Source organism: Burkholderia sp. AU30198 (genome assembly GCF_020419825.1).
Classification (GTDB): Bacteria; Pseudomonadota; Gammaproteobacteria; order Burkholderiales; family Burkholderiaceae; genus Burkholderia.
Genome location: NZ_JAIZSA010000042.1, coordinates 1 through 15,468 on the forward strand (window position 1 = coordinate 1; position 15,468 = coordinate 15,468).

The following is a 15,468-nucleotide window of genomic DNA, read 5'->3' on the forward strand; positions in this document are numbered from 1 at the left end:
ATCCACTACTACAATCACCAACGCATCAAGACCAAACTAAAAGGGCTGAGTCCCGTGCAATACAGGACTCAGCCCTCATCAGCTTAACCGTCGGTTCCGACCATCCAACTTCCTGGGGTCAGTTCACATGTGCAGGCGGCCTTTTCATTTCCAGATCGTGCTCCGGCTAACCCGGTCGACGTCAGTCCTGCAGATTCCGCAGCGGATGCGTGTCCGGCGTCCACGGGCTGTCGAACATCGCAAGCACGTCGGCACGATCGACGTCGGTGGCTGACTTGAAGCGCCAGACCGGCTGGTGGTCCTTGTCGACGATCAGCGCACGCACGCCCTCGATCACGTCGCCGCGCGCGAACGTCGAGCGCGTGAGATCGAGATCGCGCCGCAGGCAGTCGGCCATCGTTGCGCCGCGTGCGCGTTCGACGACTTCCAGCGACACGGCCATCGACAGCGGCGACAACTGTTCGCGCATCGCGTGGGTCGCCTGCTCGACCCATCCGTCGACGGCCGCGCAATCCTGCTCGGCGTCGAGCGACGCGAGGATCGCGCCGATGTCCGGCTGCGCGAAATGCCGGTCGATCCCGGCACGCGCGTCGGCCAGCGCCGACGTATCGGGAGTCGGCACGACCTTGTGCGCGGCGGCCGCCTCGGCCACGCACGCGACGGCCTGCTCACCGCTGTCGATGCGCGCGCTGCGCAACGTGTCGAGCAGCGCCGGCAGTGCGGCATCGGGCAGATAGACGTCGGCGAGTTGCGCGTACAGCGCGCCGGCCGCGTCGAGCGTCGCGCCGGTCACGGCGAGATAGCGACCGATCGCGCCGGGCGTGCGCGCGAGGAACCAGCTCATCCCGACGTCCGGGAACAGGCCGATACGCGTTTCCGGCATGGCCATCTTCGTCGAGTCGGTCACGACGCGCAGGCCGCCCGTATGCCACGCCGCCTGCGAAATCCCCATCCCGCCGCCCATCACCACGCCGTGCATCAGCGCAATGTAAGGCTTCGGATACGTGAAGATCGTGTGGTTCAGCGTGTATTCCTCGATGAAGAACGTATCGACCGCATCGCGGTCGCCGCGCTGCCATGCCGCGTGGAAGAAGCGCACGTCGCCGCCCGCGCAGAACGCACGCGGATGCGGGCTGTGCACGACCACCGCGACGACTTCGGGATCGTTGCGCCACGCGTCGAGCGCCTGCTGCATCAGCCGGATCATGCCGACCGACAGCGCGTTCAGCGCCTTCGGCCGGTTCAGTTCGAGAAAGCCGATGCGGTTCGCAACATACGCGCGTACGTCGGGCTGGGCGGATTCGGCGGAAACGGCAGCGGAAGTGGAATCGGTCATGAGGATCATCCGGCAAATGGCAGGCGCACGCTCAGTGCGCCTGCATCTTCGAAAACAGGTTCAGCACCACGACGCCGGCGACGATCAGGCCAAGGCCGATCACGGCCGGCAGGTCTGGCACCTGACGATAGAGCAGCATCGCGACGAGCGTGATCAGCACGATGCCGGCGCCCGACCAGACTGCATAGATGATGCCGACAGGCATCGTGCGCAACGTGAGCGACAGGCAATAGAACGCGATGCCGTAGCCGGCGACGACGAGCAGCGACGGCCAGAGACGCGTGAAGCCGTCCGCCGCGCGCAGCGCCGACGTGCCGATCACTTCCGCGACGATCGCGATCGCGAGCCATGCGTAACCGGGCAGTTGCATCGCTCAGCTCCTTGCGAGGGCCAGCACCGCGTAGTCGTGGCCGAGCTCGGCACACAGCGCCTCGACGACGAATTCGTGATCCGCGCGTTGCGGCAGCCCGGACGCGGTGATCGAGCCGATCACGCCGGCGCCCGCCACGATCAGCGGAAACGAGCCGCCGTACGGCGAGTACTCGGTGATCGGCAGCCCGTGCTTGTCCGCGAGCGTGGTGCCGGCCTGCTGCATGCGCAGGCCGATGGCGTACGAACTGCGGCGGAAATGCGCGACGACGTTGCGCTTGCGGCGCACCCAGTCGGCATTGTCGGGCGTGGCGCCAGCGAGCGCCGCGTAGAACAGCGGCTGGCCGAACGTGACGATGTCGATCGCGACCGCATGGCCACGCGACGTCGCGAGCGCATGCATCCGGTTGCCGAGCGCCCATGCGCGGGCCGGGTCGAAATGGGGAAACACGAGCGCCTGTTCCTGCGCGCCGATCGATTGCAGATCGTGAGCGATGTCCATGAATCCGTCGATACAGTAATGAGAGTCACAACGGCGCCGACGCGATCGCGCACGGCCCCGCTGCCGAAGAGACGAAACAAACCGCTCGATTCTAGCGCACCCACCCACCGTACCGGCCCCACAAGCGGCGACAAGAAATTGTCAGAAAACGCTTGCGCGCGTTCGGGTTACTCCTTATAATTCATTTCTTCGACGGACGCGGGGTGGAGCAGTCTGGCAGCTCGTCGGGCTCATAACCCGAAGGTCGTAGGTTCAAATCCTACCCCCGCAACCAACGTCCAGATTCATGCAAAAAGCCCGGCCCAGTGCCGGGCTTTTTGTTTTTCCGTCGCACTCTTCGCGCACCCGCACCCTCCGCCTTGCGCGACACGCGGCCTGCACGCGCCCGCGTTCGAGAATGCCGCATCCCGGTGATACACTCGCATCACCTCGTCCCTTCCACTCGACATGAAATTCTGCTCCGTCTGCGGTCACGAAGTCATCGCGCGCATTCCTCCGGGCGACAATCGCGAGCGCTTCGTCTGCGATCACTGCGGCACGATCCACTACCAGAATCCACGCAACGTCGTCGGCACGGTTCCGGTCTGGGGCGATCAGATCCTGCTGTGCCGCCGCGCGATCGAACCGCGCTACGGATTCTGGACGCTGCCCGCGGGCTTCATGGAAATGGGCGAGACGACGGCCGAAGCCGCCGCACGCGAAACGCTCGAGGAAGCCGGCGCGCGCGTCGAGGTGCAGAACCTGTTCTCGCTGCTCAATGTGCCGCACGTGCACCAGGTCCACCTGTTCTACCTCGCGCGGCTCACCGATCCGGGTTTCGAAGCCGGCGAGGAAAGCCTCGAAGTGAAGCTGTTCGACGAAGCCGACATTCCGTGGGACGAGATCGCGTTCCCGACTGTCAGCCAGACCCTGCGATTCTTCTTCGCCGATCGCGCCGCGGGCGACTACGGCGTGCACACCGGCGATATCTTCCGCTCGCTGCGCAACGGCTGAGCCCGCGCCCCATGGTCCCCTGGCTCGGCCCGGACGATCCCTTTCCGCCCATCGAACGCGCGCTCGGTCCCGCGACCGGCGCGCCGGGGCTGCTCGCCGCAAGCGCCGACCTGCTGCCGTCGCGCCTCATCGACGCGTACCTGCGCGGCATCTTCCCGTGGTATTCGGACGGCCAGCCCGTGCTGTGGTGGAGCCCCGACCCGCGCATGATCCTCGTGCCGGCCGAATTCAAGGTGTCGCCTTCGCTGCGCAAGACGCTGAAACGCGTGCTGCGCGAGCCCGAATGGGAAGTACGTGTCGACTACGACTTTCCGGGCGTGATGCGCGCGTGCGCGCAGGCGCCCCGCCGCGGGCAGCGCGGCACGTGGATCACGGCCGAGATCATCGACGCGTACACGTCGCTCTACCGCTCCGGCAACGCGCACAGCATCGAGACGTGGCACGACGGGCGACGCGTCGGCGGCCTGTACGGCGTGTCGTTCGGACGGATGTTTTTCGGCGAATCGATGTACGCGGACGCGACCGACGCCTCGAAAATCGCGCTGGCCACGCTCGTCGCGCACCTTCGCGAGCAGGGGCTGGAGATGATAGACTGCCAGCAGAATACGTCGCATCTAGCGTCGCTCGGCGGCCGCGAGATCGCACGCAAGGCCTTTGTCGCTCACGTGTGCAGCGCGGTAGCCGAACCGCCGATTCCGTGGCAGTTCGACAAGCGCGTGCTCGCCGCGCTGACGGGCCGCGCCGAAACGGCGCCCCCCTCCGGGATCGAGCGCTAGCGCGGCACTCCCTCCCTGCAACGAGAGCTGCCCATGACTCACCCGACTGAGCTGCCGCTTTCACCGCTTTCGGCGCTGCAATTCTATGCAACGGCGCCCTATCCGTGCAGCTATCTGGACGGCCGCGTCGCGCGCTCGCAAGTCGCGACGCCGAGCCACCTGATCAACTCCGACATCTACACCGAGCTCGTCAAGGCCGGCTTCCGGCGCTCGGGTGTGTTCACGTATCGCCCGTACTGCGACGGCTGCCGCGCCTGCGTGCCGGTGCGCGTCCCCGTCGACGCATTCGCGCCGTCACGCACGCAGCGCCGGATGTGGAAGCGGCACCGCACGCTCGTCGCGACGGTTTCGCCGCTGCACTACGACGAAGAGCACTACGCGCTCTACATGCGCTACCAGTCCGCGCGCCACGCCGGCGGCGGCATGGATCGCGACAGCCGCGACCAGTACGAGCAATTCCTGCTGCAGAGCCGGATCAACTCGCGCCTCGTCGAATTCCGCGACCTCGACGCACCGGGCGGCGAGCCGGGCAAGCTGCGCATGGTCAGCATGATCGACATCCTCGGCGACGGGCTGTCGTCGGTCTATACGTTCTTCGAACCCGACGACGCACACACCAGCTACGGCACCTACAACATCCTGTGGCAGATCGAGCAGGCGAAGAGCCTCGGCCTTCCCTACGTGTATCTCGGCTACTGGATCCGCGAGAGCCCGAAGATGGCCTACAAGGCGAACTTCCACCCGCTCGAAGGGCTGATCGACGGCCGCTGGAAGATCCTCGATCCGGAACGGATCGACCTGCCGCCCGTCGACGCGGCGCTGGCCCGCGCGCCGTTGCCGGGCGGGCATTCCGGCTCGGGCTGACGCGTGCCGCGCGGGGTGACGAAGCGAAGCGCGCCCCTGCCGCGCAACTCCCGGTAAAATAGCGGGTTGTCATTCATTCCGGCTGTCCGCCCTATTCCCGTGTTCAGTTCCCTCTATCCGCTGGCCCGCGCATCCCTGTTCAAGATGGATGCGGAAGACGCTCACCACCTCACGCTGCGCGCGCTCGGCGCGGCCGGCCGCACGGGCCTTGCCTGCGCGCTGTCGGCCCGCGTGCCCGACGCTCCGCGCACCGTGATGGGGCTCACGTTCCGCAACCCGGTCGGCCTCGCGGCCGGCCTCGACAAGGACGGCGCCGCCATCGACGGCCTTGCGGCGCTCGGCTTCGGCTTCATCGAGGTCGGTACGGTCACGCCGCGCCCGCAGCCCGGCAACCCGCGCCCGCGGATGTTCCGCCTGCCGCAGGCCGAAGCACTGATCAACCGGATGGGCTTCAACAACCACGGCGTCGACCAGTTCGTGAAGAACGTCCAGGCTGCCCGCTATCGCGGCATCCTCGGCCTGAACATCGGCAAGAACGCCGATACGCCGATCGAGCGCGCCGCCGAGGACTACCTGTACTGCCTCGAGCGCGTGTACCCGTTCGCGAGCTACGTGACGATCAACATCTCGTCGCCGAACACGAAGAACCTGCGCCAGTTGCAGGGCGCAGGCGAGCTCGACGCGCTGCTCGCGGCGCTGAAGGACAAGCAGCAGCGCCTCGCCGACCTGCACGGCAAGCTCGTGCCGCTCGCCCTGAAGATCGCGCCCGATCTCGACGACGAGCAGGTCAAGGAAATCGGCGACACGCTGCTGCGCCACAAGATCGAGGCGGTGATCGCCACCAACACGACGCTGTCGCGCGCGGCCGTCCAGGGCCTGCCGCATGCGGACGAAGCCGGCGGCCTGTCGGGCCGCCCCGTGTTCGACGCGTCGAACGAAGTGATCCGCAAGCTGCACGCCGAAGTCGGCAGCGAAGTGCCGATCATCGGCGTCGGCGGCATTTTCTCGGGCGAGGACGCCCGGGCCAAGCTCGCGGCCGGCGCGGCACTCGTGCAGCTCTATACGGGCTTCATCTACCGCGGCCCCGCGCTCGTCGCAGAATGCGTGAAGGCCATCGCCCGCGAACGCACCGCGTAATATAGACATAAACAAACGATATTTAGAGGTCGATTGCATTTTTGCTATCATCGACCCCATTATCAGAATCAATGACCCGGACAGGGCAAGGAAACACACGATGAAGATTGCGCTGCTGAAGAAGCTGCTGGTTGCCGGCCTGATCGGCACGTCGTTCGCCGCCGCCACCGCGCATGCGGCCGACCTCCTCGACCAGGTGAAGCAACGCGGCACACTGCGGGTCGGCCTCGAAGGCACGTTCCCGCCGTTCAACTCGAAGAACCCGCAAGGCGAACTCGTCGGCTTCGACGTCGACATCGCGAAGGCCGTGGCCGCGAAACTCGGCGTGAAAGCGGAATTCGTGACGACCGAATGGAGCGGCATCATCGCGGGCCTGCAGGCCGGCAAGTTCGACGTGATCGCCAACCAGGTCGGCATCACCGACAAGCGCAAGGAAACGCTCGACTTCTCGCCGGCGTACACGTACTCGTCCGCGCAGCTGATCCAGCGCAACGACGACACGCGCCAGTTCAAGTCGCTTGAAGACCTGAAAGGCAAGAAGCTCGGCGTCGCGCTCGGCACGAACTACATGGACATGGCGAAATCGGTGCCGGGCATCGACGTGAAAACGTACCCGGGCGCGCCCGAGTATCTGCGCGATCTCGCGGCCGGTCGTCTCGACGCGGCGCTCAACGATCGCCTGATGCTCGCGTACCTGACGAAGAATTCGCAACTGCCGCTGCGCCCGGGCGCGAATGTCGGCTCGGCGAACCCGTCGGGCATCCCGTTCAAGAAGGGCAACCCGAAGTTCCAGAAGGCGATCGACGACGCGATGGCGCAACTCGAAGCCGACGGCACCTTCACGAAGATCTCGGACAAGTGGTTCGGCATCGACGTGACGAAGCCGATCAAGTAAGCACGCCTGCATTTCCCGCCTGACGGCGGGCCGGACAGGGCGGCATCCGTAACGATGCCGCCCTTTGTTTTATTCGTCCGGTTTATGATTGCGCTTTCGCGCACGCATTCGATTCGTATTCCATGTCGACAACGTCCCTGCTCGTCCAATCGTTGCCGGTGCTCGCCCAGGGCGCCGTACTGACCGTCAAGTTCGCCGTGCTGTCGATGGTGTTCGGCCTGCTTGGCGCCGTCGTGCTCGCGATGATGGGCATCCGCCAAAGCGAAGCGCTCGACGGCTTCGAACGCATCTGGGTCAACACGCTCGCGTGGCTGGCCCGCGCGTACGTGAGCCTGATGCGCGGCACTCCGCTGCTCGTGCAGATCTTCGTCATCTACTACGGGCTGCCGAGCCTCGGCATCTCGCTCGACCCGACGCCCGCCGGCGTCATCGCGCTGTCCGCGAACGTCGCCGCTTACATGTCGGAAAGCATGCGCGGCGCGATCAACGGGATCGCACGCGGCCAGTGGCTCGCCGCGTACAGCCTCGGGCTGTCGTGGGGGCAGACGCTGCGCTACGTGATCGGTCCGCAGGCGCTGCGCATCGCGGTGCCGAGCCTGTCGAACAGCCTGATCAGCCTGATCAAGGACACGTCGCTCGTGTCCGTGATCACCGTGACCGAACTACTGCGCAGCGCGCAGGAAGTGATCGCGGCGACCTATCAGCCGCTGCCGCTCTATCTCGCCGCCGCGGCCGTGTACTGGATCCTGTGCCAGATCCTCGAATGGGTACAGCGCTGGTACGAAAAGCGCCTGTCGCTGCCGTCGCGGCACTGAGCGCACGTCATCCGCCGGGCCGCACCCACCGCGTGCCCGGCGCCCGCCTTCCCGCTTACTCCCCCGAATAGCGCACGCCGAGCGCCGCGCGCGCGGCATCGGTCATCGCGATCATGTGCCGTGAATGGTCATGCGTCATGATCGGGCTTTCGGTCTTGCCCGCGCGCAGCAGGTCGCAGAAATGCGCGGTCTCGTAGTTCAGCCCGCCGCCGTCGACCGGCGCGTCGAATTCGACGGTACGCCCGTCCGCGTAACGAATCGTTGCGTGTGACGGGTTCCACCACTTCTCGTGAATCGTCACATGGCCGCCGGCCGCGGCGATCAGCGCGTCGCCGCGCCCCATCACGTCGAGCCCGCAAAAGAGCTGCGCAATCCCGCCGTTCGCATGCACGCTGTTCAGGCTCGCGAACAGGTCGACGCCGGTTGCGCCGACGCGGCCGAGCGTCTGCACGTCGCGCGCCGCGCCAAGCCAGTCGACCGCGAGAAACGCCTCGTAGATCCCGATATCGAGCAGCGCACCACCCGCGCGATCGAGGCGATAGACGGGATGGTCGTCCGGCACCGACGACGACGCGCACCCTGCCCGCACGAGCCGGATCTCGCCGATCGGATCGTCATGCAGGTGGGCGCGCAACTGACGGTACAGCGGAAAGAACGGCGGCTTCATCGCCTCCATGAAAAGCTGCCCGGCGTCGCGTGCCGCACGCAGCACGGTATCGAGCTGCGCCGCGTTCAGCGTCGCGGGCTTTTCGCACAGCACGGCCTTGCCGGCGGCCAGCGCGGCCAGCGTGTACTGCGCGTGACTGTCGTGGAGCGTCGCGATGTAGACCGCGTCGATATCGCTCGCGAGGAGCGCGTCGAGACTGGCGGCTGGCGTACCGCCGTACGCTCCGCAAAAGTCTGCCGCGGCATCGGCGCGGCGGGCCCAGGCACCGGCGAGCGTGGCGCCCGGCACATGCGCGAGGCTTTGCGCGAAGCGGCGCGCGATGCTGCCTGCGCCGACGATGCCGAAGCGCACCGGGCGATGGTCGTTGTCGTTCATCCTGATCTTCCGTGTCGGTCGTATGACGGTGGCCGGCACGCTGCCGGCCGGCCGTCATGATAAACGGCCCGGCGGCACACGGATGAGCGACACGCGCAGCGTCAGGCGCGCATGGGCACGTCGACGGAGAAATCGCGCGAGATCTCGTCGGCGCTGAAATCGATCAGCGCGAGCGAAGCAGCTTCGGCTTCGCGCGGATCGCGACGCTCGATCGCGTCGACCACACGCGCATGCGCCTTCACCGCAATGTCGTGCGCACCTTCCTTCTGCACGACACGCGGATTCACGAGACGCACTGCACCGCGCACGATCGCCGCCATCTGCTGGAAGAACTGGTTGCCGCTCGCCTGGACGATCCGCGTGTGCAGCAACTCGTCCGCGGTGTCGTAGCCAGGGTCGCCCGGCTGCAGCACCTTGAACGCATCGAACGCTTCACGGATGCCCGCGATGTCAGCCGCCGTCGCACGCACCGCCGCCTGCGCGGTGGCACGCGGTTCGATCAGCATCCTGAATTCGATGACGTCGCGCATGAACTGCGGATCGGGTTTCGCCCGGAATCGCCAGCTCACCACATCCTCATCGATCATGCGCCAGTCGCGCATTGGCCGCACGCGCGTGCCGACCTTCGGACGCACGTCGAGCATGTCGCGCGCAAGCAACATCGACAACGCTTCCCGCATCACAGTGCGACTCACATCGAACTCTTTCGACAGCACGTCCTGCGGCGGCAAGATGCCGCCATACTTGTCTTCGACGATACCCGAGACAAGCCCATCCATCACTTTGGCGACCAGTGACCGGTCTTTGCCCTGCTCCATGACACCTCCCCGTGCGTCGATTTGCGAACACCTGCTCCGCAGTTCCGCCGGCCCTGGTTACGACTGTTCTTATGATCTATAAGTTGATGAGTTCGAGGACATTTCGCTATCTGGTAAACACCTGACAGGGTTATCCCTCTTTTTTGTCGGGGTGATTTATACGGCGAAAAATAAGGCCCGGGAAGCGCATTGCGCCTTCCGGGCCCCGTTTTCGACAAGATTTAAACATTCAGTCCATTACGGTATGTGACACACCATTACGGACTGCTTGCCATATCTTTCACTTAGCCGAATAAACGATCGTTTCAACGCCGCTTTCCGTGCCGAGCAAGCACAGATTCGCGCCGCGCTCGGCGAACAGGCCGACCGTCACGACGCCCGGCCATGCGTTCACCTGCGCTTCGAAGCCGCGCGGATCGGCGATCTGCAGCCCCTTCACGTCGATGATCTCGTTACCGTTGTCGGTCATGTACGGCGCACCGTCCTTCGTCACGCGCAGCACGGGCACACCGCCGAGCGCGGTCACGCGCCGGCCGATCGCCGTGCGTGCCATCGGCACGACCTCGATCGGCAGCGGGAACGCGCCGAGCACCGGCACGCGCTTGCTGGCGTCCGCGATGCAGACGAACGTATCGGCCACCGACGCGACGATCTTCTCGCGCGTCAGCGCGCCGCCGCCACCCTTGATCATCGCACCGCTCGCGTCGATCTCGTCGGCGCCGTCGACGTACACCTGCAGCGAGTCGATCTCGTTCAGGTCGAACACCTTGATGCCGTGCGACTTCAGGCGTTCGGTCGTGGCGACGGAGCTCGACACGGCGCCGCGATAGCGCGCCTTGACGACGGCGAGCGCGTCGATGAAGCAGTTGGCGGTCGAGCCGGTGCCGACGCCGATCACGGCGCCTTCCGGCACGTTCTGGATCACGTAATCAGCGGCGGCCTGGCCGACGAGGCGTTTGAGTTCGTCTTGAGTCATGGAGTGGTGATGCTGCGGGATTGCGGAAAACCGCCAGTTTACCGGACTCGGATGACGGCCCGGGTTTTTCGGCGTGCGGCGCACCGCAGATTCAGGGTGCGCCCGCCGCGGGCGCGTTGTCCGCGGGTTGCGTGCCGGGGAAGTACTTGTCGAGCAACGCCTGCGCGATCGCGTCGGTTTCGGCGTCCGGGTTGCCCGCATAGTCGGACGGCCTGAAATGCATCTGGAACGCCGCGAACACGCGTCGCGCGCGTGCATCGAGCACACCATCGGTGGCCACGTCATAGCCGTAGCGCACGAGCTTGAGCTGCAGTTCCCGCACGTCGACCGGCGCATGCGGATCACGACCGCCGAGCCGCGCGGCCACGGTCGCATCGTCCGGCCACGCACCGACGCCGGCCTGGGCCAACGCATGCCACGGAAACAAGGGCCCCGGATCGATCTTGCGTTGCGGTGCGATGTCGCTGTGCCCGACCACGCGCGTCGGCGAAATGCCGTAGCGGTCGACGATGTCCTTCGACAGCCGGGTCAGTGCCGCGACCTGTTCGGGCGGATAGGGCTGCCAGGTGCGGTTCTGCGGATCGAGCGGGCCGCGGTTCACGTTCTCGATGCCGATCGACACCGCGTTCAGCTCGGTCGTGCCTTGCCACTCGCTGACGCCCGCGTGCCATGCACGCTCCGATTCCGGAACGAGCTGGTAGACGACCGGCATCCCGCGCTCGATGCGCGGCTGCGGCGGGATGACGTAATGCACGCTGACCGAATCGCCCGTCAGTGTGCGCAGCGATTTCGCCTCGTCGCTTTCGGTGTAATGCATCACGAGAAAGCGGACCCGCGAATCGGCGCCGCGCGCGTGCAAGCTCGTGTCGGCGTAGTAGGTGCCGCGTTCGACGAGCGACGGCGACGTGCAGGCCGCCAGCAGGCACAGCACGGCGCAGGATGCGCCAATGCGAAACAGGGTCATCGGTCGCGAGCTCCGGGGAGCCGCGTGCCGCATCGGATCGCGGCACACGTCGCTCGGGTCATTCGAGGCCCGCGCAGGGCGCGGGACGGGCTGCGTCAGCCCTTCACGCGCCGCTGGCGCACGGCTTCGTACAGGCACACGCCGCTTGCGACCGACACGTTCAGGCTCTCCACGCTGCCGGCCATCGGGATGCTCATCACTTCGTCGCAGGTGTCGCGCGTGAGCCGGCGCATGCCTTCGCCTTCCGCACCCATCACGAGCGCGACGGGGCCGTCGAGCTTCGTTTCGTAGAGCGTGGCCGTTGCCTCGTCCGACGTGCCGATGATCCACACGCCGGCGTCCTTCAGCTCGCGCAGCGCGCGAGCGAGGTTCGTCACCGTGATGTACGGCACCGTATCGGCCGCGCCGCTCGCCACCTTGGCCGCGGTTGCGTTCAGGCCGACTGCACGGTCGCGCGGCGCGATCACCGCGTGTGCACCGGCCGAATCGGCGACACGCAGGCACGCGCCGAGGTTATGCGGATCGGTGACGCCGTCGAGCACCAGCAGCAGCGCGGGGCCCTGGATGCCGTCGAGCAGCTCGGACAGGTTCTGCGCGAGCGGGATGTCCTCGACGCGCGCGACGACGCCCTGGTGACGCTCGGTATGGGCGAGACCCCACAGGCGCGTTTCGTCGGCCGCGATCAGCCGCACGCCCGCTTCCTTCGCGGTGTGCAGGAAGTCCTGCATGCGGCGGTCGCGGCGCGTCTGGTCGTACAGCACCTCCGCAACCGTCGATGCATCGTGCCGCAAACGTGCGGTCACCGCATGAAAACCGTAAAGAACCTTCAGACGTGACATGACTGGAACAACCTTCGATCAAACGTGCGGCCGCGCGACACGCGCAGCCGCGATCCATGGAAAAGGAAAGCGCCGCGTTGCCGGCCGATGACCGGTGACGCGGCGTCTCTCGATACTGCAGGGCGGGCGCTTGGCGCCCACCCCGAACGCTCAATACTTCTTGCGGGCGCGAGTCTTCTTCGCGGTCGGCTTCGCCGCCACACCGCCACCGCTGCCGCCCTTCTTCTTCGCGGCGGCACGCGCGGCGCGCGCTTCGTTCACCGTGGCGCTCGGCGCGCTCGCGGCCTTCTTGCGACGCGGCGCGGGCTCCTCCGCCTGCGGCAGCGAACGTACGCGCGGGCCATTTCCGCGGTCGACACCGCCGCCAGCGGAAGCCGGCGCGGGCGACGGACGCGGCGCCTTCACCGGCGTATCGCGCACGAGGCGGAAGTCGATCTTGCGCGCGTCGAGATCGACGCGGCTCACCTGCACGCGCACGCGATCCGACAGGCGATAGCGGATGCCCGTACGTTCGCCGCGCAGCTCGTTCTTGATCTCGTCGTACTGGAAGTAGTCCGAGCCGAGTTCCGTGACGTGCACGAGCCCTTCGATGAAGAGCGTGTCGAGCTGCACGAAGATGCCGAACGACGTGACGCCGTTCACCATCCCGCCGTACTCCTCGCCGAGCTTGTCGCGCATGAAGTAGCACTTGAGCCAGGCTTCGACGTCGCGCGACGCTTCGTCCGCACGGCGCTCGTTCGCCGAGCAGTGCAGGCCGAGCTCTTCCCAGATCGCCGTATTCGGGCGCGCGCGGCCGCGCGTTTCGTCGTCGGCCTGCTGCATCGCGCGAGCGCGCGGCGACAGCGCGGTGTTCAGCTCGAAACCGTCCGGCGCCTTCGGCACGTATTTCTTGCCGGACAGGATCGCGTAGATCGCGCGGTGCGTGAGCAGGTCCGGATAACGGCGGATCGGGCTCGTGAAGTGCGCGTACGCCTCGTAGGCAAGACCGAAGTGACCGATGTTGTCCGGGCTGTAGACGGCCTGCTGCATCGAGCGCAGCAGCATCGGCTGCAGCATCTGTGCATCGGGCCGGTCGCGGATCTGCGCCATCAGCGCCGCGCAGTCGCTCGCATGCGGCTTGTCGCCGCCGCCGAGCGACAGGCCCATGCCGCGCAGGAACGCGCGCAGGTTCTCGAGCTTCTCCGGCGTCGGCCCCGCGTGCACGCGGTACAGGCCCGGATGCTTGTTGCGCTTCAGGAAATCGGCCGCACAGACGTTCGCGGCCAGCATGCATTCCTCGATCAGCTTGTGCGCGTCGTTACGCTGGCGCGGCACGATCTGCTCGATCTTGCCCTGCGAGTTGCAGACGATGTAGGTCTCGGTCGTGTCGAAGTCGATCGCGCCACGCTTCTGCCGTGCGGCGAACAGCGACTTGTAGACGCCGTACAGATCCTGCAGGTGCGGCAGCAGATCCGCACGGCGCGCGGCCTCCGGCCCCTTCGTGTTCGACAGCACCGCCGCGACTTCCGTGTACGTCAGGCGCGCAGCCGAATGGATGACGGCCGGGTAGAACTGGTACGCCTTGATCTCGCCGCGCGCGGTGATCACCATGTCGCACGCGAGCACGCAGCGGTCGACCTGCGGGTTCAGCGAGCACAGGCCGTTCGACAGCTTCTCCGGCAGCATCGGAATCACGCGGCGCGGGAAATACACCGACGTGCTGCGCTCGAGCGCGTCGGCATCGAGCCCGCTGCCCGGCTGTACGTAATGCGACACGTCGGCGATCGCGACGATCAGCCGGTAGCCGTCGCCACGGCCGACCTTGACCGGCTCGCAGTAGACGGCGTCGTCGAAGTCGCGCGCGTCCTCGCCGTCGATCGTCACGAGCGGCACGTCGCGCAGGTCGACGCGGAAACGCAGGTCGGTCGGCCGCACCTTGTCGGGCAGCGCGGCGGCTTCGTCGAGCGCCGGCTGGCTGAATTCGTGCGGCACGCCGTACTTGCGCACCGCGATTTCGATTTCCATGCCCGGATCGTCGATGTCGCCGAGCACCTCGACGACACGGCCGAGCGGCTGCGAATGACGGCTCGGGAAATCGGTCAGCTCGACGACGACGACCTGCCCGACCTTCGCCTTCTTCACGTTCTGCGTGATCAGGATGTCGTGGCCGATGCGCTTGTCTTCCGGCGCGACGATCAGCGCGCCGTTCTCGTTGAGCAGGCGGCCGATCACGCGCTTGTTCGCGCGCTCGGTGACTTCGACGACATGCCCTTCCGGGCGGCCGCGGCGATCGTAGCCGACGATCCGCGCGAGCACGCGATCGTTGTGCATCACCTTCTGCATTTCGCCGTTCGGCAAGAACAGGTCGTCCTGGCCGTCGTCGCGGATCACGAACCCGTAGCCGTCACGATGCCCCTGCACGCGCCCGGCGACGAAGTTCGACGGATGAGTCAACTGGTAGTGGCCACGCTTGTCGAGGCGGATCTGGCCGTCGCGCTCCATCGCGGCGACACGCCGGAAGAACCCCTCGCGCTCCTGACGCTTGATCGACAGTGATTCTGCGATGTCGTTGGCGGCCAGCGGCGCGTCGCTCGTACGCAGCACGCCGAGAATTTCTTCACGGCTCGGAATGGGGTACGGATATTTGCTCAAGGGTTTGTCGATGATTGTTCTCGTTGCGTTGACTGATGGTGCACGGCATCAACATAGAGGTGTCCTTCAGACAGTTCTATATTGACGGCGGCGGGTCATTCTATCACCCGCCTGTGTCACCAAATGACGGGAATGCCCGCCGGCAGGCGCGGCAGAGCCCGGTTTGCGATGCATCGCAAAAAAGTGTTGACACGAATAATTGGGGCGCTATAATTTCGCTTCTTTGCAGCAAGCAGCTCACTGCAAAACGTGCCCAGGTGGCGGAATTGGTAGACGCACTAGGTTCAGGTCCTAGCGGTGGCAACATCGTGGAGGTTCGAGTCCTCTCCTGGGCACCATCTGTTTTTTAAAAAGGTCGGCTTCTAGCCGGCCTTTTTTCATTTCCATGACCCATCCTGAAATAGGTTGACACTTTTTCGCCGAGGCGAGGAGGTGCCAGATGGAGCAAGGGATCAAGCGGACGCAGCGGGACTACAGCCTGGCTTTTAAGCTGTCGGTGGTGGTGCAAGTC

16 protein-coding genes and 2 tRNA genes are annotated in these 15,468 nt (G+C 66.1%); 9 read left to right on the forward strand and 9 right to left on the reverse strand.

Features of this window, described 5'->3' with window-relative positions:
• Positions 1 to 87, forward strand: an 87-nt coding sequence (locus tag LGN19_RS39145; protein ID WP_226219584.1) for an IS3 family transposase, incomplete at its 5' end; no start/stop codon positions are given.
• Positions 88 to 181: 94 nt separating this feature from the next.
• Here LGN19_RS39145 and LGN19_RS39150 read toward each other — a convergent pair.
• From LGN19_RS39150 to LGN19_RS39160, 3 genes are read right to left on the reverse strand one after another with little or no spacing between them, the layout of a single operon-like run.
• Complete coding sequence (locus LGN19_RS39150; protein WP_226220184.1) at positions 182 to 1,336, reverse strand: enoyl-CoA hydratase/isomerase family protein; 1,155 nt, start codon at positions 1,334 to 1,336, stop codon at positions 182 to 184.
• Between the two features lie 31 nt (positions 1,337 to 1,367).
• Positions 1,368 to 1,700: a DMT family transporter gene (locus tag LGN19_RS39155; RefSeq protein WP_374101787.1), complete on the reverse strand. Its 333-nt coding sequence runs from the start codon at positions 1,698 to 1,700 to the stop codon at positions 1,368 to 1,370.
• 9 nt (positions 1,701 to 1,709) lie between these two features.
• A complete protein-coding gene (locus tag LGN19_RS39160) occupies positions 1,710 to 2,207 on the reverse strand; it encodes a heme-degrading domain-containing protein (RefSeq protein ID WP_175223072.1) in 498 nt (165 codons plus the stop codon).
• 197 nt (positions 2,208 to 2,404) lie between these two features.
• Between LGN19_RS39160 and LGN19_RS39165 the strand changes: the two genes are divergently transcribed.
• The 7 genes from LGN19_RS39165 (at position 2,405) to LGN19_RS39195 (ending at position 7,687) form a co-directional block, all read left to right on the forward strand.
• Positions 2,405 to 2,481, forward strand: a tRNA-Met gene (locus LGN19_RS39165).
• A gap of 173 nt (positions 2,482 to 2,654) precedes the next feature.
• Positions 2,655 to 3,200: an NUDIX hydrolase gene (locus LGN19_RS39170; protein ID WP_226220185.1), complete on the forward strand. Its 546-nt coding sequence runs from the start codon at positions 2,655 to 2,657 to the stop codon at positions 3,198 to 3,200.
• Between the two features lie 11 nt (positions 3,201 to 3,211).
• Positions 3,212 to 3,976: a leucyl/phenylalanyl-tRNA--protein transferase gene (aat, locus tag LGN19_RS39175; RefSeq protein ID WP_226220187.1), complete on the forward strand. Its 765-nt coding sequence runs from the start codon at positions 3,212 to 3,214 to the stop codon at positions 3,974 to 3,976.
• 33 nt (positions 3,977 to 4,009) lie between these two features.
• Positions 4,010 to 4,840 (forward strand): arginyltransferase, encoded by an 831-nt coding sequence (locus tag LGN19_RS39180; protein WP_122945213.1) that lies wholly within the window; start codon positions 4,010 to 4,012, stop codon positions 4,838 to 4,840.
• A 99-nt stretch (positions 4,841 to 4,939) separates the two neighbouring features.
• The gene (locus tag LGN19_RS39185) at positions 4,940 to 5,977 is read left to right on the forward strand and encodes a quinone-dependent dihydroorotate dehydrogenase (protein ID WP_043182656.1); all 1,038 of its coding nucleotides are present in this window, start codon (positions 4,940 to 4,942) and stop codon (positions 5,975 to 5,977) included.
• Between the two features lie 100 nt (positions 5,978 to 6,077).
• Positions 6,078 to 6,872, forward strand: coding sequence for a cystine ABC transporter substrate-binding protein (locus LGN19_RS39190; protein ID WP_011351851.1), 795 nt, complete (start codon positions 6,078 to 6,080; stop codon positions 6,870 to 6,872).
• Between the two features lie 122 nt (positions 6,873 to 6,994).
• A complete protein-coding gene (locus LGN19_RS39195) occupies positions 6,995 to 7,687 on the forward strand; it encodes an amino acid ABC transporter permease (protein WP_122945212.1) in 693 nt (230 codons plus the stop codon).
• A 55-nt stretch (positions 7,688 to 7,742) separates the two neighbouring features.
• On the opposite strand, the gene LGN19_RS39200 is transcribed toward LGN19_RS39195, so the two are convergent.
• From LGN19_RS39200 to rnr, 6 genes are all read right to left on the reverse strand, one after another.
• Positions 7,743 to 8,729 (reverse strand): Gfo/Idh/MocA family protein, encoded by a 987-nt coding sequence (locus LGN19_RS39200; RefSeq protein ID WP_226220189.1) that lies wholly within the window; start codon positions 8,727 to 8,729, stop codon positions 7,743 to 7,745.
• Positions 8,730 to 8,830: 101 nt separating this feature from the next.
• Positions 8,831 to 9,547 carry a FadR/GntR family transcriptional regulator gene (locus tag LGN19_RS39205; protein WP_122945210.1) on the reverse strand — a complete coding sequence of 239 codons (717 nt, stop codon included), beginning with the start codon at positions 9,545 to 9,547 and terminating at the stop codon, positions 8,831 to 8,833.
• Between the two features lie 280 nt (positions 9,548 to 9,827).
• Complete coding sequence (rpiA, locus tag LGN19_RS39210) at positions 9,828 to 10,523, reverse strand: ribose-5-phosphate isomerase RpiA (protein ID WP_122945209.1); 696 nt, start codon at positions 10,521 to 10,523, stop codon at positions 9,828 to 9,830.
• 91 nt (positions 10,524 to 10,614) lie between these two features.
• The gene (locus tag LGN19_RS39215) at positions 10,615 to 11,487 is read right to left on the reverse strand and encodes an N-acetylmuramoyl-L-alanine amidase (protein WP_226220191.1); all 873 of its coding nucleotides are present in this window, start codon (positions 11,485 to 11,487) and stop codon (positions 10,615 to 10,617) included.
• Positions 11,488 to 11,582: 95 nt separating this feature from the next.
• Entirely contained in the window at positions 11,583 to 12,326 is a 744-nt protein-coding gene (gene rlmB, locus LGN19_RS39220; protein ID WP_122945207.1) for a 23S rRNA (guanosine(2251)-2'-O)-methyltransferase RlmB, read from the reverse strand.
• Positions 12,327 to 12,476: 150 nt separating this feature from the next.
• Positions 12,477 to 14,957 (reverse strand): ribonuclease R, encoded by a 2,481-nt coding sequence (gene rnr / locus LGN19_RS39225; protein WP_226220193.1) that lies wholly within the window; start codon positions 14,955 to 14,957, stop codon positions 12,477 to 12,479.
• Positions 14,958 to 15,208: 251 nt separating this feature from the next.
• Here rnr and LGN19_RS39230 point away from each other — a divergent pair.
• Positions 15,209 to 15,295: transfer RNA gene (locus LGN19_RS39230), tRNA-Leu, on the forward strand.
• Positions 15,296 to 15,468: the final 173 nt, after the last annotated feature.